The organism is Longimycelium tulufanense (genome assembly GCF_014645795.1).
Lineage (GTDB): Bacteria > Actinomycetota > Actinomycetes > Mycobacteriales > Pseudonocardiaceae > Longimycelium > Longimycelium tulufanense.
Window position 1 is genome coordinate 331,059 of the sequence record NZ_BMMK01000001.1, and the last position, 16,459, is coordinate 347,517.

Consider the following 16,459-nt stretch of genomic DNA (forward strand, 5'->3'; position numbering starts at 1 on the left):
ATGGCAGCCGAACTGCGGGTCCTGCGCCAGCGGATCAGGTCGGTCCAGTCGACCAAGAAGATCACGCGGGCGATGGAGCTCATCGCCACCTCGCGCATCGCCAAGGCGCAGGCACGGGTGGCGGCGTCCAAGCCGTACGCGGACGAGATCACCAACGTGCTCTCCGCGCTGGTCGGCAAGTCCACTCTCGACCACCCGTTGCTGGTGGAGCGCGAGCAGCCGCGGCGGGCCGGTGTCCTGGTGGTCACCAGCGACAAGGGCATGTGCGGTGGCTACAACGCCAACGTCATCCGCGCCGCCGAGGAACTTCAGGCGCTGCTGCGCGAGCAGGGCAAGGAGCCGGTGCTCTACGTCATCGGGCGCAAGGGCCTCGGCTACTACAAGTTCCGCCAGCGCGCACTCGCCGGGTCGTGGACCGGGTTCTCCGAGATCCCGCACTACGTGAACGCCTCGGAGGCCGGTGACGTGCTGGTGCAGGCGTTCCTGGCGGGCACGGACGACCAGGGCGGGCACCCGGGTCCGGACGACGTTCTCGGAGTGGACGAGCTGCACGTCGTCTACACCGAGTTCCGCTCGATGCTCACCCAGACCCCGGTGGCCAAGCGGATCGCCCCGCTGGAGATCGAGTACACCGAGGAGAGGCCGGCGACGCTGCCGCCGAGCTACGAGTTCGAGCCGGACGCCGAGACGCTGCTGACCGCGTTGCTGCCGAAGTACATCAAGACCCGCCTGTTCGCGGCCCTGCTGGAGTCCGCGGCCTCGGAGTCGGCGGCCCGGCAGCGGGCGATGAAGGCGGCGACGGACAACGCCAACGAGCTGATCCGGACGCTCACCCGCGAGGCCAACCAGGCCCGCCAGGCCCAGATCACCCAGGAGATCAGCGAGATCGTCGGTGGCGCCGACGCGCTGGCCGCCGCAGGAAGTGAAGAGTGACATGACTGCTGCAACTGCTACCGCGACCGGCCGTGTCGCTCGCGTCATCGGGCCGGTCGTCGACGTCGAGTTCCCCCGCGACGCGGTGCCGGAGCTCTTCAACGCCCTCCACGTGCAGGTCTCGGGTGCCGGCATCGAGCGGACGCTGACCCTGGAGGTCTCCCAGCACCTGGGCGACAACGTGGTCCGCTGCATCTCGATGCAGCCGACCGACGGCCTGGTGCGTGGCGTGGACGTCACCGACACCGGCAGGTCGATCTCGGTGCCGGTGGGTGACCTCGTCAAGGGCCACGTGTTCAACGCCCTGGGCGACTGCCTGGACCAGCCCGGCTACGCCGCGGACGCCGAGCGGTGGAGCATCCACCGCAACCCGCCGGCCTTCCGCGACCTGGAGCCGCGCACCGAGATCCTGGAGACCGGCCTGAAGGTCATCGACCTGCTCACGCCGTACGTGCGGGGCGGCAAGATCGGCCTGTTCGGCGGCGCCGGTGTGGGCAAGACGGTGCTCATCCAGGAGATGATCAACCGTATCGCCAAGAACTTCGGCGGCACCTCCGTGTTCGCTGGCGTGGGCGAGCGGACCCGTGAGGGCAACGACCTGATCCTCGAGCTGGACGAGGCCAACGTCCTCAAGGACACCGCGCTGGTCTTCGGCCAGATGGACGAGCCGCCGGGCACCCGGCTCCGGGTGGCGTTGTCCGCGCTGACGATGGCCGAGTACTTCCGCGACGTCCAGAACCAGGACGTGCTGCTGTTCATCGACAACATCTTCCGGTTCACCCAGGCCGGTTCCGAGGTGTCCACCCTGCTGGGCCGGATGCCCTCGGCCGTGGGTTACCAGCCGACGCTGGCCGACGAGATGGGTGAGCTGCAGGAGCGGATCACCTCGACCAAGGGCCGTTCGATCACCTCGATGCAGGCGATCTACGTGCCGGCCGACGACTACACCGACCCGGCACCGGCCACCACCTTCGCCCACCTGGACGCCACCACCGAGCTCTCGCGTGCGGTGTTCTCCAAGGGCATCTTCCCGGCGGTGGACCCGCTGGCCTCGTCCTCGACCATCCTCGACCCGGCCATCATCGGCGAGGAGCACTACCGGGTGTCGCGCGAGGTCGTGCGGATCCTGCAGCGGTACAAGGACCTGCAGGACATCATCGCCATCCTCGGTATGGACGAGCTGTCCGAGGAGGACAAGGTCCTGGTCAACCGGGCCCGCCGGATCGAGCGGTTCCTGTCGCAGAACATGTACGCCGCCGAGCAGTTCACCGGCCAGCCGGGCTCGAACGTGCCGCTGAAGGAGACCGTCGAGGCATTCGACCGGCTCACCAAGGGCGAGTTCGACCACATGCCGGAGCAGGCGTTCTACATGTGCGGTGGCCTCGACGACCTGGAGGCCAACTACCGCAAGCTCACCGGCAAGAAGTGAGCTGACGACGCAGCACGAGGGCCGGGTTCGCCGTGGCGGCGGCCCGGCCCTTCGTGCGTATAGACAGCGGGGTCGGTGCGATCCCGGGTGTCCGCGATACCGGTGGCCCGGGGCCGGCCGGGCCCCCGACGGGTCGGGCGGGCGTTTCGCCTGGGACGGCGTCGGTCCCTTCCCCGGCCTCCATTAGACTCTGCGAGGACGACCGACGAAGGAGAAGCGCGTGGCCGAGATGTCCGTCCAGCTGGTGGCGGTCGAGCGCCGTCTGTGGTCCGGTAAGGCGTCCATGGTGGTCGCGCAGACGACCGAGGGTGAGATCGGCATCCTGCCGGGGCACGAGCCGGTGCTGGGCCAGCTGGTGGAGGGCGGCGTCGTCCGGATCACCGAGACCAGCGGGGACGTGGTGACCGCCGCGGTGCACGGCGGCTTCCTGTCGGTGACCGGAGCGGGCGTCAGCGTGCTCGCCGAGGCCGCGGAACTCGCCCACGAGATCGACGTCGAGCGGGCCAGGGAGGAGCTGACTCGCGGCGACGAGGAGGCCAGGGCACGAGCCATCGCCCGGCTTCGGGCCGCCGGACACCCGGTCGCCTGAGTCGCGCGGGCGGGCCGGGCCGTGTGGATCGCCGAGATCGCCGGGGTGGTCCTCTTCGCGGTGTCCGTCGTGCTCGCCCTGCTCGCCTGGCGTCGGTTGCGTCTGCTCCGGCAGGGCGGGGTCGACGTGGCCCTGCGCCGCGACCGGGTGGACGTCACCGGTCGCGGCTGGCACCTGGGCATCGCCCGTTACCGCGGTGACGAGTTCGTCTGGTACCGCATCCTGAGCCTGCGCTCCGGCCCGGACCGGGTGCTGCGGCGGGACGGCCTGGAGATTGCCACCCGGCGGGAGCCCAGCGGCCCGGAGACCTACGGCATGCCGGCCGGTGCCACGGTGCTGACCTGCCGGGACGGCAGCGGGCCGGTGGAGCTGGCGATGGGGCCGGACGCGTTGACCGGCTTCCTGTCCTGGCTGGAGTCGGCGCCCCCGGGTCGCCGGGTCCCCTGGGCCTCCTAGGGCTCGGGGCCTCCCCGGCCCTCGGGCATGGCTTCCCCGGGTCCCGGCCGTGACGCGGCCCGGCCGACGGGCCCCGTAGCTCACGGGAGAGAGCACCACCCTCCGCAGGGGCGGGTGCGCAGGTTCGAATCCCGGGGGCACCCCAACGCTTCATCGCCTTCCCGCCCGGGGACGCGCGGCCGGGTCGCCGCCGGGTGCGGCCCGCCTCAGGCGGGCCGGCCGAGGCTGGGGCGAACCGGGCGTGGCACGGACCCGCGCGGGAAGGGTTGGCAGCCGCGGCCGACCGGGGGCCGGGCCAGCCGCAACGGCATCAGGCGTTCCCGCCGGGCTGCCAGAGCACGTCGCCGTCCGGGTTGGCGATCCGGGCGAGGATGAACAGCAGGTCCGACAGCCGGTTCAGGTACTTGGCGGCCAGCTTGTTGGTGTGCCCCGGGTCGGCCTCCAACAGCGCCCACGTGTTGCGCTCGGCACGCCGGGCCACGGTGCGGGCCTGGTGCAGCAGCGCGCCGCCGGGGGTACCGCCGGGCAGGATGAACGAGTTGAGCTTGGGGAGCCGCTCGTTGTACTCGTCGCACCAGCCTTCCAGGCGGTCGACATAGGGCTGGGTGACGCGCAGCGGCGGGTACTTGGGATCGGGCACCACCGGGGTGCACAGGTCCGCACCCACGTCGAACAGGTCGTTCTGCACCTTGCGGAGCACCGCGGCCACGTCGTCGGGCAACGCCCCCAGCGCCAGCGCCAGCCCGATCACGGAGTTGGTCTCGTCGACGTCGGCGTAGGCGGCCAGCCGCGGGTCGGTCTTGGGCACCCGGCTGCCATCGCCCAGTGCGGTCGTGCCGTCGTCGCCGACGCGGGTGTAGATGCGGGTCAGGTGCACGGACATGTCCGCAGCGTAGCGATCGCACCGCACGGGCAGTGTGGGATTGCTCGAGTTCGTGCTTCGCTGCGTGCCTTGTCGCTGGGTGGTGATGCTGGTTTGGCCCGTCGCCTCTCTGTGCCGGATTGCGAGGCTCCGGGCTTCGCTGCGCACCTTGTCGCTGGGTGGTGATGCTCGCTTCGCCCGTCGCCTCGCGGAGGTGAGCTGGGTCGGAGGGGGCGGACAAACGGGGTCCCGGCGTGTCAGGCTGGCAGGTGATGAGTGAACTCCCCCAGGGCAGCGCCGCCCACGTGTACAGCCCCGACACCGTCTGTCCCTCCTGCCGGGGCAACCACGAGATCTCCATCTCCCGCCTGGGCGTCACGGAGGGCGTCGGCAGCACCATGAACCTGCTGCAGGAGTGCCCCCAGTGCGACGGTGACGGTCGACTGACCGGCTTCCAGCCGCCGATGTGACCCCGCCCGGCGAGGAAGCACCGCACCACCGGCCCCCGGACGCCGTCCGGGAGGCCGTTTCGAGCTGCCCGGGGCGGCCAGGCAGGACGACTCCCCCGCTACCGGGAGAGGGAGCGACGTGGCCCGTGTGAAGTGCGTGTTATCCCCCGATCGGAGTTCTGGTGGTCGGCCGGGCGGTTCCGGACCGCGCCGGGCGCACCCATACGATGGTCCGTCGTGAGCGAGCACTTCCGGGTCCATGGTGGCGCCCGCCTGGTGGGTGAGGTCGATGTCGTCGGAGCCAAGAACAGCGTCCTGAAGCTCATGGCGGCGGCCCTGCTGGCCGAGGGCACGACCCGCCTCACCAACTGCCCGGAGATCCTCGATGTCCCGCTCATGGCCGACGTGCTGCGTGGCCTGGGCTGCACGGTGGACATCGACCGCGATGTGGTCACCATCACCACCCCGACCGAGCTGAGCCACCGTGCCGACTTCGCGTCCATGGGCAAGCTGCGGGCCTCGGTGTGCGTGCTCGGCCCACTGGTGGGCCGGCTGCGCAAGGCCGTGGTCGCGCTGCCGGGTGGCGACGCCATCGGCTCGCGGCCGCTGGACATGCACCAGAACGGGCTGCGGCTGCTCGGCGCGCACAGCGAGATCGAGCACGGCTGCGTGGTGGCCGAGGCCGAGGGCCTGCACGGCGCGCAGATCTGGCTGGACTTCCCCAGCGTGGGTGCGACGGAGAACATCCTGATGGCGGCGGTGCTCGCCGACGGCACCACGGTCATCGACAACGCGGCGCGCGAGCCGGAGATCGTCGACGTGTGCACGATGCTGCAGCAGATGGGCGCCAAGATCGAGGGTGCCGGGACGTCGACGCTCACCGTGCACGGGGTGGACTCGCTGCGCCCGACCGAGCACCGGGTGATCGGGGACCGGATCGTGGGCGCGACCTGGGCGATGGCGGCCGCCATGACCCGCGGGGACGTCCGGGTGCACGGAGTGGACCCGCACCACCTGGACCTGGTGCTGGAGAAGCTGCGCACGGCCGGGGCCGAGGTCAGCCTGTTCCAGGACGGGTTCCGGGTGGTGATGGCCGGCCGTCCGCACTCGGTGGACTTCGTGACCCTGCCCTACCCGGGCTTCGCCACCGACCTGCAGCCGTTCGCGGTCGCGCTGGCCGCGGTGTCCGACGGCGTCTCGATGATCACCGAGAACGTGTTCGAGGCGCGGTTCCGGTTCATCGAGGAGATGGTGCGGCTCGGGGCCGACGCACGGACGGACGGGCACCACGCGGTCATCCGGGGCGTGGACCGCCTGTCCAGCGCGCCGGTGTGGGCCTCGGACATCCGGGCCGGCGCGGGCCTGGTGCTGGCCGGGCTGTGCGCGGACGGGGTCACGGAGGTGTGGGACGTGTTCCACATCGACCGCGGCTACCCGTGCTTCGTGGAGAACCTCCGCAAGCTCGGCGCGGACGTGGAGCGGGTGAGCGCGCCGCCGGAGCGCTGAGCCCCCGGCGGGCGGGCGTCGTCACTCGGCACCGGGTTTGCGGGCCCGGCCCGCGGATGCGTCGCCGAGCTCGACCGAGACGCGCTGGTAGAGCGCTGGGCGGGGAGCCGTCGCGCAGCCACCGCGGCGCCGGTGTTGGGAGCACACTGGAGGAGGGCGCCGCCGGGCTTCCGGATGCCGGAACGTGGCGGGCGGTCGGCTGATTGCTTCCCACACCGTTGGCCTCATGCTGGAGGGTGTGAGCAACTCCATGCCGCACCGAGGTTACTCGCCAGTACGCTGACCGCACACGTCGTTGTGAGCGGGAGGTTGACATGCCGTACCCGACCGACCGTGAGCGCGATCGCCCGTGGGTGATGCGCACGTACGCCGGCCACTCCTCGGCCGCCGCGTCGAACGCGCTGTACCGCCGGAACCTGGCGAAGGGGCAGACCGGTCTCTCGGTGGCCTTCGACCTGCCCACCCAGACCGGCTACGACTCCGACCACGAGCTGGCTCGCGGCGAGGTGGGCAAGGTCGGGGTGCCCATCGGCCACATCGGCGACATGCGGCAGCTCTTCGAGGGCATCCCGCTGGCCGAGGCCAACACGTCGATGACGATCAACGCCACGGCCATGTGGCTGCTCGCGCTCTACGTGAGCGTCGCCGAGGAGCAGGGCGCGGACATCGCCACGCTCACCGGCACCACGCAGAACGACATCATCAAGGAGTACCTGTCCCGCGGCACCTATGTGTTCCCGCCCGGGCCGAGCCTGCGGCTGATCACGGACATGGTCGCCTGGACCGTGCGGCACGTGCCGAAGTGGAACCCGATCAACATCTGCTCCTACCACCTCCAGGAGGCGGGCGCCACGCCCACCCAGGAGGTCGCCTACTCGATGTCCACGGCGATCGCCGTGCTGGACGCGGTTTTCTCCTCCGGCCAGGTGCCCGAGGAGCGCCGCGGTGACGTGGTCGCCCGCATCTCCTTCTTCGTCAACGCCGGCGTGCGGTTCGTCGAGGAGATGTGCAAGATGCGTGCCTTCACCGCGCTGTGGGACGAGATCACGCGCGAGCGGTACGGCATCGAAAACCCGAAGCACCGCCGGTTCCGCTACGGCGTGCAGGTCAACTCGCTGGGGCTGACCGAGGCGCAGCCGGAGAACAACGTCCAGCGGATCGTGCTGGAGATGCTCGCGGTGTCGTTGTCCCGCAACGCCCGCGCCCGCGCGATCCAGCTGCCGGCGTGGAACGAGGCGCTGGGCCTGCCGCGACCGTGGGACCAGCAGTGGGCGCTGCGAATGCAGCAGGTGCTGGCGTACGAGACGGACCTGCTGGAGTACGAGGACCTTTTCGACGGTTCCCCCGTGGTGCAGGCGAAGGTCGACGAGATCCTCGAGGGCGCCCGTGCCGAGATCGACCGGGTGCAGGCGATGGGCGGGGCGGTCGCCGCGGTGGAGAGCGGCTACATGAAGTCCCAGCTGGTGGCCTCGCTGGCGGAGCGGCGACGGCGCATCGAGGCGGGCGAGGAGATCATCGTCGGGGTCAACCGGTTCTCCTCGACCGAACCGAGCCCGTTGCAGGCCGAGGGCGCGCAGGCCATCGAGACCGTCGACCCGGCCGTGGAGAAGAGCGGGATCGAGGCGATCGGCAGGTGGAAGGCCGAACGCGACCGGGTCGCCGTCGACAACGCGTTGCGCGAGCTGCGGGACGCGGCGAAGACCGACACGAACCTGATGGAGGCCACGCTGGCCTGTGCTCGTGCCGGCGTGACCACCGGGGAGTGGGCCGGTGCGCTGCGCGAGGTGTTCGGTGAGTACCGGGCGCCGACGGGTGTCTCGGCGGCCGCGGCCGCCGGTGAGGCCGGCGAGGAGCTGGCCCGGGTCCGGGAACGGGTGCGGGCCACCGGCGAGGAACTGGGCGAGCGGCTGCGGATGCTGGTCGGCAAGCCCGGCCTGGACGGCCACTCCAACGGCGCCGAGCAGGTGGCGGTGCGCGCCCGTGACGTCGGCTTCGAGGTGATCTACCAGGGGATCCGCCTGACGCCGGCGCAGATCGTGGCGGCGGCCGTGCAGGAGGGCGTGCACGTGGTGGGGCTGTCGGTGCTCTCCGGTTCGCACCTGGAGGTCGTGCCGGCGGTGGTCGAGGGTCTGCGCGCCGCGGGCGCCGGCGACGTTCCGGTCGTGGTCGGCGGGATCATTCCCAACGAGGACGCGGAGACGCTCCAGGCGCGTGGCATCGCCCGCGTCTTCACGCCCAAGGACTACGCGCTCACCGAGATCATGAACCAGATCGTCGACGTGGTCCGCGAGGCCAACGGCCTGTCCGCCTAGGCGCTCGCGGCGCCCGGCTCGCACCATCTCCGGGCCGCCCTTCCAGCGGACCACGCGGAGGGCGGCCCGGCCCCAAGTCTGGTGCGGTGTTGGCACCCTCGGCTCGCCAACGTGTGCCTGAGACCCCGCGGTGTCCGTCGCGCCGTGAGTCACCAAGCATCCATCCCCGATGGCATCTCGCTGACAGGTCAGTACATCCCGATGCTCGGCGGCTATCCGGCGCGCGGCCGGCACCCATGAGGAGATCACATTCAGCAACGCTGTGCGCCGTTCCTGTGGCATACCTCATTCGAGTGAACGACGACAGAATTCACCCCCGATCGGGGTGTCGGATTCGCCCGTTCTCCGGCTGGACAGCACGGCGTTCAGCAGGAAGGACGGCCATGAAAGACGGTCCAGCGGGAGAACGCGACCGAGTCAAGTATTTGTGATGGTCATCACATCTCGTAACTCTCGTGGCGCTGCCGTAAAGCTCGTGTTGACCAGCGGAAATGATCGCTCTCAGTAGCGATGGGCCATCGCCGCGCATGTTTGAGACATTCGGATGACACTCCTAGGGTCGTTCGCCGGGTGCCTCCCCGGGTGCCCGGCCAGCGAACGCCGAAGCGAGGAGTCGCCACGCGTGTCCGAGGTGCCGTCCGTGTCCCCATCGAGCCGCCGCCAGTTCCTGCGGGCCGCCGGCGTCACCGTGGCGGGAGCACTGGGAGCCGTGGGGCTGACCACGGCGTGTTCCCGTATCGACCTGACCGCGGCCGAGGGCGGTGGCGACCTCCTCGAACGGCTGCGCGTCACTGGCCAGGTCAAGGTGGGTTTCGCCAACGAGGCGCCCTACGGCTTCATCAACCGCGACGGCGAGCTCACCGGTGAGGCCCCCGAGGTCGCCAAGGAGATCTTCCGCCGGCTGGGCGTGGACGACTTCGTGCCGGCGCTGAGCGACTTCGGTTCCCTGATCCCCGGGTTGCGCGCGGGCCTGTTCGACGTGATCGCCGCCGGCATGTACATCACGCCTCCCCGGTGCGAGCAGATCATCTTCTCCGACCCCGACTACAACGCGCCGGAGGCGTTCCTGGTGCCCCGGGGAAACCCACGCGGCCTGCGCACCCTCGACGACCTCCGCGCGCAGCCCGGGCTGCGGGTCGGGGTGCTGCTGGGTGCCGTGGAGTCCGGCTACCTGGACAAGCTGGGACTGTCCGACCTCGCCGTGACCTTCCCGGACCAGGCCAGCGGAATCGACGGTGTGCTCGCGGGCCGGGCCGACACCCTGTTCCTCACCGCGATCTCGCTGCGGGACGCGTTGGGGCGCCGTCCGGACGCCCCGCTGGAGGTCACCGAGCCGTTCGTGCCGGTGATCGACGGTGTGGAGCAGTACGGGGCCGGCGGCTACGGGTTCCGCCCCGGCGAGACCAGGCTCCGCGACGCCTTCAACGCCGAGCTGCACGAGCTCAAGCGTTCCAGCAGATTGCTGGAGATCGTCCGACCGTTCGGTTTCACCGAGGCCGAGATGACCGACCTGACCGCCGACCAGCTGTGTCGGCCGGCGGCGTGAGGGAAAGGAGGCCTCGCCGTGTCCGCCGGTCTGCTTCGGCACCTGCTCGACGGCCTGCTCGTCACCCTGCAGCTCACCATCTTCGGCGGTGCTTTGGGGCTGGTGTTCGCCGTGGTCGCGGGGTTGGCCCGGCTGAGCCGCAGCCGCCCGGTGCGCGCCCTCGCCTTCGTCTACACCGAAGGATTCCGCGGGCTGCCCGCACTGGTCGTGCTGTTCTGGTTCGTCTTCGCCTTGCCCCGCCTGGGATTCCAGATGCTGCCGCTGTTCGCCGGCGTGCTCGCGCTGGCGCTCAACATCGGTGCCTACGGCGCGGAGGTCGTGCGGGGCGCGATCCGCGCCGTGCCGAACAGCCAGCTGGAGGCGGCCACCGCGCTGAACTTCACGCGGTGGCAACGCATGCGCCTCGTAGTGTTCCCCCAAGCTCTGGTGGCCATGGTGCCGCCGTTCGGGAACCTGCTCATCGAACTGTTGAAGGCCACCGCGCTCGTGTCCATTGTGTACATCCCTGACCTGACCTTCCAGGGTCAGCTCGTGCGCGCGGCCACCGGCAACACCGCGATGACCTTCTTCGGCCTGCTGCTCGGCTACGCGGTGATCGCCCTGGCGTTCACCGGGTTCATGCGCTGGGTGGAGCGGCGTGCCGCGACCTCGGTCGGGCGGCAGCCGGAGCCGGGTCTGGTGACGCGAATGATCCGTCGGCGGGAGGTGGCCGCGTGAACTTCGACTGGCGGGCGGCGTGGGACTCCGTTCCCCGGCTGCTGGACGGAATGCTCGTCGCACTGCAGGCGACGGTGCTGGGTTACCTCATCGCCCTGGTGCTCGGGCTGGTGTTCGCCCTGCTACGGCGCAGCCAGCAGCCGTGGGTGCGGATGCCCGTGGCCGTCGTGGTGGAGTTCATCCGCTCCACCCCGCTGCTGGTGCAGTTGTTCTTCCTGTTCTTCGTGTTGCCGACGATCGGCATCGAGTTCTCGCCGCTGGCCACCGGTGCGATCGGTCTCGGCGTGCACTACGCGACCTACACCTCCGAGGTGTACCGGGCGGGCATCGACGGTGTCCCACCCGGCCAGTGGGAGGCCGCGACCGCGCTGAACCTCTCCCGGCGGCGTACCTGGACGGCGGTGATCCTGCCGCAGGCCGTGCCGCGCGTGGTTCCGGCGCTGGCCAACTACGTCATCGCGATGTTCAAGGACACCCCCCAGCTCACGGCGATCACCGTGCTGGAGGGGCTGAGCGTCGCGCGCAGCCTGGGGGCGGAGACCTTCCGCTATCTGGAGCCGTTCACGCTCGTCGGCATCATGTACCTGACCATGGCCCTGGTGATGGCCTGGCTGGCCCGGATCGTCGAACGACGGTTCGGCCGGGTTCGCGCCGTCTGACCACCGGTTCCCCGCGGGGAGCCGTAGTAGGGAAGGAAATCCCAGCATGACCGAGACCACCAGCGCCTCCTCGGCGCCGGCCTCGTCCGGTGGCCACGAGGGCAACCTCATCACGTTCGACGGTGTGGGGAAGCGGTTCGGGGACAACGTCGTGCTGGACAACCTGTCGTTCGGCGTGCGTCCCGGGGAGCGCGTCACGCTGATCGGCCCCAGTGGCTCCGGCAAGACCACGATCCTGCGGATGCTGATGACGCTGACCCGCCCCGACAGCGGGACCATCCAGGTCGGCGACGACTACCTGTACCACGAGGAACGCACCGGCAACCTGGTTCCGGCCTCGGAACAGCACATTCGTCGCGTGCGGCGCCGGATCACCATGGTCTTCCAGCATTTCAACCTGTTCCCCAACATGCGCGTGCTGCGCAACGTCACCGAGGCCCCGGTACACGTACTGGGACTGTCCAAGGAGGAGGCGGAGCAACGCGCCCGAGAGCTGCTGGACATGGTGGGCCTGGGGGAGAAGCTGACCGCCTACCCCACCCAGCTGTCCGGCGGGCAGCAGCAGCGGGTCGCCATCGCGCGGGCCCTGGCGATGCGACCGGACGTGCTGCTGCTGGATGAGGTCACCTCCGCGCTGGATCCGGAGCTCGCCGCGGGCGTACTCGACGTCCTGCGGGACATCGCCCGGACCTCGGACGTGACCATGCTGTGCGTCACGCACGCGATGCGGTTCGCCCGCGACATCTCGCACCGCGTGCTGATGTTTGACAGCGGGCGCATCATCGAAGATGCGCCGCCTGGGGAGATGTTCGACGCTCCCCGCCACGAGCGCACTCGTGGCTTCCTGCAATCCGTCATCAACGAGACATAACTGCACGACATAACTGAACAACCACACAAGATCGAGGAACCCTTACCCCTGCAAGGAGAACCTCGTGCGTATTCGGCACGCGGCGACCACGGTCGCCGTATTTGGCGCGTTATCAATCGGTTTGACAACGTTGACGGCAGCCCCCGCGCTGGCTCACGGGTCCATGCAGTCCCCGAAGAGCCGGATCCTCACCTGCCGGGAGGAGGGGCCGGAGAACCCCAAGACCGCCGCCTGCAAGGCGGCGATCCGGACCGGGGGGACCCAGGCGGTCTACGACTGGAACGAGGTGAACATCCCCAACGCCGCGGGGCGGCACCGGCAGATCATCCCGGACGGCAAGCTGTGCAGTGCCGGACGGGACAAGTACAAGGGTTTCGACCTTCCACGGGCCGACTGGCCGGCGACCTCGATGCCCACGAGCGGCCAGTTCACCTTCACCTACCGGGCGACGGCCCCGCACCGGGGTGGCTTCGAGCTGTACGTCACCCGTGACGGGTACGACCCCACCAAGCCACTGCGGTGGTCGGACCTGGAGCCGCAGCCGTTCCTGAAGGTGATGGATCCGCCGCTGCGCAACGGCTCCTACGTGATGTCCGGGAAGCTGCCCGCCGGCAAGAGCGGGCGACACCTGATCTATGCCATCTGGCAGCGTACGGACAGCCCGGAGGCGTTCTACTCCTGCTCGGACGTGGTGTTCGGTGGGAAGGCCGACCCGGCCGTGCCGAAGGACCAGGGCCAGGGCGGGCCGGCTGCCGCCGCACCGGCCGACCACGGTAACCATGGCAACCACGGCGATCACGGGTCGACCGGCAAGGGCGATCCGTACGACCAGGCCGCGGGAAGCGGCCACGGGAAGCACGCGCCCGCCGGTGACAGCAGGCCACAGCCCATGGCCGCGGCGCAGGCTCCGCGGGCCGGGCAACAGCCCCCACCGCAGGCGGCACCGGCTCCCGTCGAGAAGCCGGTCGCCGCGACGGGAGAGTCCGGGGAGCTGGCCAACACCGGCGTGTCAGGCATCGTCCCGCTCACATTGGGCGGTCTGGGCCTGATCACCCTGGGCGGCGTGGCGGTCCATCTCTACCGCCGCCGAACCACCGGCTGATCACCTCTGCCCGACGGGAGAGCCGCGGCGAGCACGTCTCGCCGCGGCTCTCTCCCGTTCGGCCCGTTGCGCACCCTGCGGGGGCGCAACTCGGGAAACCTCGGGTGCTGCGATCGCGCCGTGCTCCGCTGACGTCGCAACTCGGTTCAGTGCGCCACTGGCGTCGGGGCGTCCAGCTTCTCCACGACGAGGCGGTAGAGCTGCCGCGGCCGGCCCGGCCCCGCGGTACGCAGTGGCGGAAGCTGCCACGCCAACCCCATCTCGGCCAGCGCGTGCAACACCCGCCGCGCCGCGCGAGGCGTGATGTCCAACAGCTCGGCTACCGTGCTGGCGTCCACGACCGGCCGTTCCACCGGGGAGAACTCCGCCGCCCGCAACGCGTCCGCCAGCCTGCCCAGCGTGCCGAGCGCCTTGCACCGCGCCTCCTCGTGCGCCTCCTGCCGGGCCCTGGGGTGTTCCGGCAGCAGCAACACGTTCCCGTCGTGCCCGACGACGTAGCCCTGCCCGCCCGTTGAACCGCGCCCGCGGCCCAACGCCACCCGCGCGTTCGCCTCGGCGTCCCGCGCGGTCAGGCCCAGGCCGATACCCAGCTCGACGTCGACGCCGAACTCGTCGCGCACCCGGTCGACGAACGGCGGTACCCGGAAGTCGTCCGTGGCCGCGACCAGCGACCCGAGCGTGGCCACCAGGTAGTAGCTCCGCTCGTCGCGCGGCAACACCGTCGCGCCCATGCGGCGCGCCTCATCGGACAGTGTCCGTTGCACCGCGACCCGGTGCTCGTGCTGGCCGCCGCCTGCCGCCCCGGCGGGCAACGCCACGATGCCGATCGCGATCTGCGACTCCTCGAGCCGGCTGCCCAGTCCCAGCAGCGCCGCGTGCCGCAGCTCGTCGCGGATCACGGCCCTGGTCGGCCGGACCACCATGGCCGGCACCGAGACGGCGGCAAGCCGTTGCGCCACCGCCGGAACCCCGGTGAGCGCCAGGGTGGTCGCGCCGGTGCGCCACAGTCGCTCATGGAAGGCCACGAACTCCGCGGGCGAGCTGCCGGCGCGGTAGGCCATCACCTGCACCCCGTCGGTGCGCACGTGGATGTCCTGGTACGCCTGGCCGATCTCGGCCGCCGGCACCGAGTCCACGCTCACCCGGCCCAGGTCGAACCGCCGGGTCAGCGCGGCGCGCAGCAGCGTGCCGTACAGCGCCGACCCGGACAGCGGGATGTAGGTGGCCGGCACCGAGACGACTCCGCTGCGCCGGGCCACGTCGTAGGGCAGCGGTCCGGTGAACAGGCACGCGTCGATCTCCCCGCGCACGCGGGCGAACTCGCGCGCGACGTCGTGCTCGTCGGCGAAGGCCACCCCGACCAGCCGGCAGTCCACCGGGCGCCCGGCCATTCCGGCGCCCAGCTCAATGATCTCCTCGACGAGGTCGGCGGGTCCTGCCACGCCGACAACGGGTCGGTGCGGACCGGCCACCGCTTGGGCCTCGGTCACCGTGCGCCCCCGAATCGGTTGGTTGCCGCTCGTCCGTGACGCAGCTCGATGCTACTCGGGACTGGCCCTTTCGGCTGTCCCGCACGTGGGTACGGCGGGACAGGGAAGGCAACTTCGGCAACCTGGGGCGGGTTCGGCTCCGCCGTGCGCCGGCGGGACGGCCTGGCGTGCGGGGCGCTCAACGGGTTGCGCCGTTGGTGGGCGGCACGTTGTTCGCGCGGCGCGTCTCCCGTGTGCGCCGCGCGCGGTCGGCGACCAGCCGCGCGAGCAACCGGGAGGCTTCCAGCGGGTCACCGGCCCGGCGGACCCAGTGCGCGTGGTTCTCCCGGATCTGCAACGTGTCCGGGTGCTCCGGGCCGAGGGCGCGGGAGGAGTCCAGCACCAGCGAGGAGTACAGGCGGACCGCCTCGGCGGGGCTGATGGTGACTCCGACGAGCCAGGCGTGGCGGTCCCGACTGGCCAACGTCTCCGGATGGTCGGGGCCGAGGGCGCGCAACGCTTCCCGGGCCCGCTGTGCGTGCTCGCGCAGCTGCTGGGCCGGCGGCCGGATCGGGGTCGCGGTGGGAACGGGTGGATCGGCGGGTTCGGAGCGGTACATCTCAGACCTCCGCCGGACGGCGCGGGTGGGGCGGCGTTACCGGGTGTCGCCGCGGTGTGCGGGAGAGGACGGCTGCGGACCGCATGGTCTCCTCCTTGCGGCGTTCCGGTGCTCGGGCGCGGCCCGAGACGCGGTGCGGAGCGGTTCGGCAGCAGGGGTCCGCACGACAATCGTCACCGGTGGCCGGGCGCCTCGGCCAGTCCTCAACCTTGAGGACTTGACCGCGGCGGCCGGAGCAGTTCGTCCACTATGGACCAGTGTCAGGCCCGCTCGAGCGCGACCCGCACGCCGAGCCCGACCAGGACACAGCCGGTGAGCCGGTCCAGCGCCACCCGCACCCGGTCCCGGGCGAGCCCGCGACCCAGCACGCCGACCAGCAGCGAGAAGGCGCGCCACCACGCAACAGCGGTGGCGAGAAAAGTTAGCGCGAGTACGGCGGAGGTCTGGACACGCGGCTCATTCGCGGCGACGAACTGCGGCAGCAAGGTCAGGAACAGCAGGGCGATCTTGGGATTCAGCAGATTGTTCAGCACACCGTGGCGAAACGCCTGAATGCGTCCGACCGGTGCGGTTTCCGGCATCGCGCTCACCGGCGCGGGAGCGCGGCGGGAGAGCCATAGGGCACGTGCTCCGAGGTACACCAGATACAGCGCGCCGGCCACCTTGAGCACCGTGTAGGCGGTGGTCGAGGCCGCCAGCACGGCCGAGAGTCCGAGCACCGCAGCGGTGGCGTGCAGGGCGATGCCGGCGCAGCAGCCCAGTCCGGTCCACCACGCCGCGCTCGACCCGCCGCGGACGCCGTTGCGGAGCACGATCGCCCAGTCCGGCCCGGGCGTCACCGTGAGCACGGCGACGACGAGCAGGAAGGGCAGGAGCTGCTGGGGCATGGCGGCACCCTAGGGGCGGACACCGAGCGTCCCGGGGGCGTAACGTCGGGTGA

16 protein-coding genes are annotated in these 16,459 nt (G+C 70.8%); 12 read left to right on the plus strand and 4 right to left on the minus strand.

The window, feature by feature from the left end; all coding sequences use genetic code 11:
• The 4 genes from IEY55_RS01395 (at position 1) to IEY55_RS01410 (ending at position 3,407) form a co-directional block, all read left to right on the plus strand.
• Positions 1-933: a F0F1 ATP synthase subunit gamma gene (locus IEY55_RS01395; RefSeq protein ID WP_189052987.1), complete on the plus strand. Its 933-nt coding sequence runs from the start codon at positions 1-3 to the stop codon at positions 931-933.
• Between the two features lies 1 nt (position 934).
• On the plus strand, positions 935-2,362 hold the full coding sequence (atpD, locus tag IEY55_RS01400) for a F0F1 ATP synthase subunit beta (protein ID WP_189052989.1): 1,428 nt from the start codon (positions 935-937) through the stop codon (positions 2,360-2,362).
• A 220-nt stretch (positions 2,363-2,582) separates the two neighbouring features.
• On the plus strand, positions 2,583-2,951 hold the full coding sequence (locus tag IEY55_RS01405) for a F0F1 ATP synthase subunit epsilon (protein ID WP_189052991.1): 369 nt from the start codon (positions 2,583-2,585) through the stop codon (positions 2,949-2,951).
• A 21-nt stretch (positions 2,952-2,972) separates the two neighbouring features.
• Complete coding sequence (locus IEY55_RS01410; protein WP_189052992.1) at positions 2,973-3,407, plus strand: DUF2550 domain-containing protein; 435 nt, start codon at positions 2,973-2,975, stop codon at positions 3,405-3,407.
• A 310-nt stretch (positions 3,408-3,717) separates the two neighbouring features.
• Here IEY55_RS01410 and IEY55_RS01415 read toward each other — a convergent pair whose 3' ends face one another.
• A complete protein-coding gene (locus IEY55_RS01415) occupies positions 3,718-4,290 on the minus strand; it encodes a cob(I)yrinic acid a,c-diamide adenosyltransferase (RefSeq protein WP_189052994.1) in 573 nt (190 codons plus the stop codon).
• Between the two features lie 251 nt (positions 4,291-4,541).
• On the opposite strand from IEY55_RS01415, the gene IEY55_RS01420 reads away from it, so the two are divergent.
• From IEY55_RS01420 to IEY55_RS32725, 8 genes are all read left to right on the plus strand, one after another.
• The gene (locus tag IEY55_RS01420) at positions 4,542-4,739 is read left to right on the plus strand and encodes a hypothetical protein (protein ID WP_189052996.1); all 198 of its coding nucleotides are present in this window, start codon (positions 4,542-4,544) and stop codon (positions 4,737-4,739) included.
• A 216-nt stretch (positions 4,740-4,955) separates the two neighbouring features.
• Entirely contained in the window at positions 4,956-6,224 is a 1,269-nt protein-coding gene (gene murA, locus IEY55_RS01425; protein WP_189052998.1) for a UDP-N-acetylglucosamine 1-carboxyvinyltransferase, read from the plus strand.
• Positions 6,225-6,538: 314 nt separating this feature from the next.
• On the plus strand, positions 6,539-8,536 hold the full coding sequence (locus IEY55_RS01430) for an ethylmalonyl-CoA mutase (protein ID WP_189053000.1): 1,998 nt from the start codon (positions 6,539-6,541) through the stop codon (positions 8,534-8,536).
• A gap of 640 nt (positions 8,537-9,176) precedes the next feature.
• Positions 9,177-10,082: an ectoine/hydroxyectoine ABC transporter substrate-binding protein EhuB gene (gene ehuB / locus IEY55_RS01435; RefSeq protein ID WP_229685843.1), complete on the plus strand. Its 906-nt coding sequence runs from the start codon at positions 9,177-9,179 to the stop codon at positions 10,080-10,082.
• A gap of 18 nt (positions 10,083-10,100) precedes the next feature.
• Positions 10,101-10,799 carry an ectoine/hydroxyectoine ABC transporter permease subunit EhuC gene (gene ehuC, locus IEY55_RS01440; RefSeq protein ID WP_189053004.1) on the plus strand — a complete coding sequence of 233 codons (699 nt, stop codon included), beginning with the start codon at positions 10,101-10,103 and terminating at the stop codon, positions 10,797-10,799.
• Positions 10,796-11,458 (plus strand): ectoine/hydroxyectoine ABC transporter permease subunit EhuD, encoded by a 663-nt coding sequence (ehuD, locus tag IEY55_RS01445; RefSeq protein ID WP_189053006.1) that lies wholly within the window; start codon positions 10,796-10,798, stop codon positions 11,456-11,458. Before ehuC ends, ehuD begins: the two co-directional genes overlap by 4 nt.
• Before the next feature lie 46 nt (positions 11,459-11,504).
• Complete coding sequence (gene ehuA / locus IEY55_RS01450) at positions 11,505-12,329, plus strand: ectoine/hydroxyectoine ABC transporter ATP-binding protein EhuA (protein WP_189053008.1); 825 nt, start codon at positions 11,505-11,507, stop codon at positions 12,327-12,329.
• A 163-nt stretch (positions 12,330-12,492) separates the two neighbouring features.
• Positions 12,493-13,431 carry a lytic polysaccharide monooxygenase auxiliary activity family 9 protein gene (locus IEY55_RS32725; RefSeq protein WP_189053010.1) on the plus strand — a complete coding sequence of 313 codons (939 nt, stop codon included), beginning with the start codon at positions 12,493-12,495 and terminating at the stop codon, positions 13,429-13,431.
• A 146-nt stretch (positions 13,432-13,577) separates the two neighbouring features.
• On the opposite strand, the gene IEY55_RS01460 is transcribed toward IEY55_RS32725, so the two are convergent.
• The 3 genes from IEY55_RS01460 to IEY55_RS01470 all read right to left on the minus strand — a co-directional run bounded on the left by IEY55_RS01460 (position 13,578) and on the right by IEY55_RS01470 (position 16,406).
• A complete protein-coding gene (locus IEY55_RS01460; RefSeq protein ID WP_189053012.1) occupies positions 13,578-14,921 on the minus strand; it encodes a GTP cyclohydrolase IIa in 1,344 nt (447 codons plus the stop codon).
• A gap of 178 nt (positions 14,922-15,099) precedes the next feature.
• Positions 15,100-15,519: a tetratricopeptide repeat protein gene (locus tag IEY55_RS01465; protein WP_189053014.1), complete on the minus strand. Its 420-nt coding sequence runs from the start codon at positions 15,517-15,519 to the stop codon at positions 15,100-15,102.
• Between the two features lie 260 nt (positions 15,520-15,779).
• Positions 15,780-16,406: a LysE family translocator gene (locus IEY55_RS01470; protein ID WP_189053015.1), complete on the minus strand. Its 627-nt coding sequence runs from the start codon at positions 16,404-16,406 to the stop codon at positions 15,780-15,782.
• Positions 16,407-16,459 lie beyond the last annotated feature (53 nt).

What these genes read in the sequence shown, in the direction of transcription:
- IEY55_RS01395 (WP_189052987.1), top strand. Translation starts at nt 1, where the DNA reads ATGGCAGCCGAACTGCGGGTCCTGCGCCAGCGGATCAGGTCGGTCCAG.
- atpD (WP_189052989.1), top strand. Translation starts at nt 935, where the DNA reads ATGACTGCTGCAACTGCTACCGCGACCGGCCGTGTCGCTCGCGTCATC.
- IEY55_RS01415 (WP_189052994.1), bottom strand. Translation starts at nt 4,290, where the DNA reads ATGTCCGTGCACCTGACCCGCATCTACACCCGCGTCGGCGACGACGGC.
- IEY55_RS01420 (WP_189052996.1), top strand. Translation starts at nt 4,542, where the DNA reads ATGAGTGAACTCCCCCAGGGCAGCGCCGCCCACGTGTACAGCCCCGAC.
- IEY55_RS01430 (WP_189053000.1), top strand. Translation starts at nt 6,539, where the DNA reads ATGCCGTACCCGACCGACCGTGAGCGCGATCGCCCGTGGGTGATGCGC.
- ehuA (WP_189053008.1), top strand. Translation starts at nt 11,505, where the DNA reads ATGACCGAGACCACCAGCGCCTCCTCGGCGCCGGCCTCGTCCGGTGGC.
- IEY55_RS32725 (WP_189053010.1), top strand. Translation starts at nt 12,493, where the DNA reads ATGCAGTCCCCGAAGAGCCGGATCCTCACCTGCCGGGAGGAGGGGCCG.
- IEY55_RS01465 (WP_189053014.1), bottom strand. Translation starts at nt 15,519, where the DNA reads ATGTACCGCTCCGAACCCGCCGATCCACCCGTTCCCACCGCGACCCCG.
- IEY55_RS01470 (WP_189053015.1), bottom strand. Translation starts at nt 16,406, where the DNA reads ATGCCCCAGCAGCTCCTGCCCTTCCTGCTCGTCGTCGCCGTGCTCACG.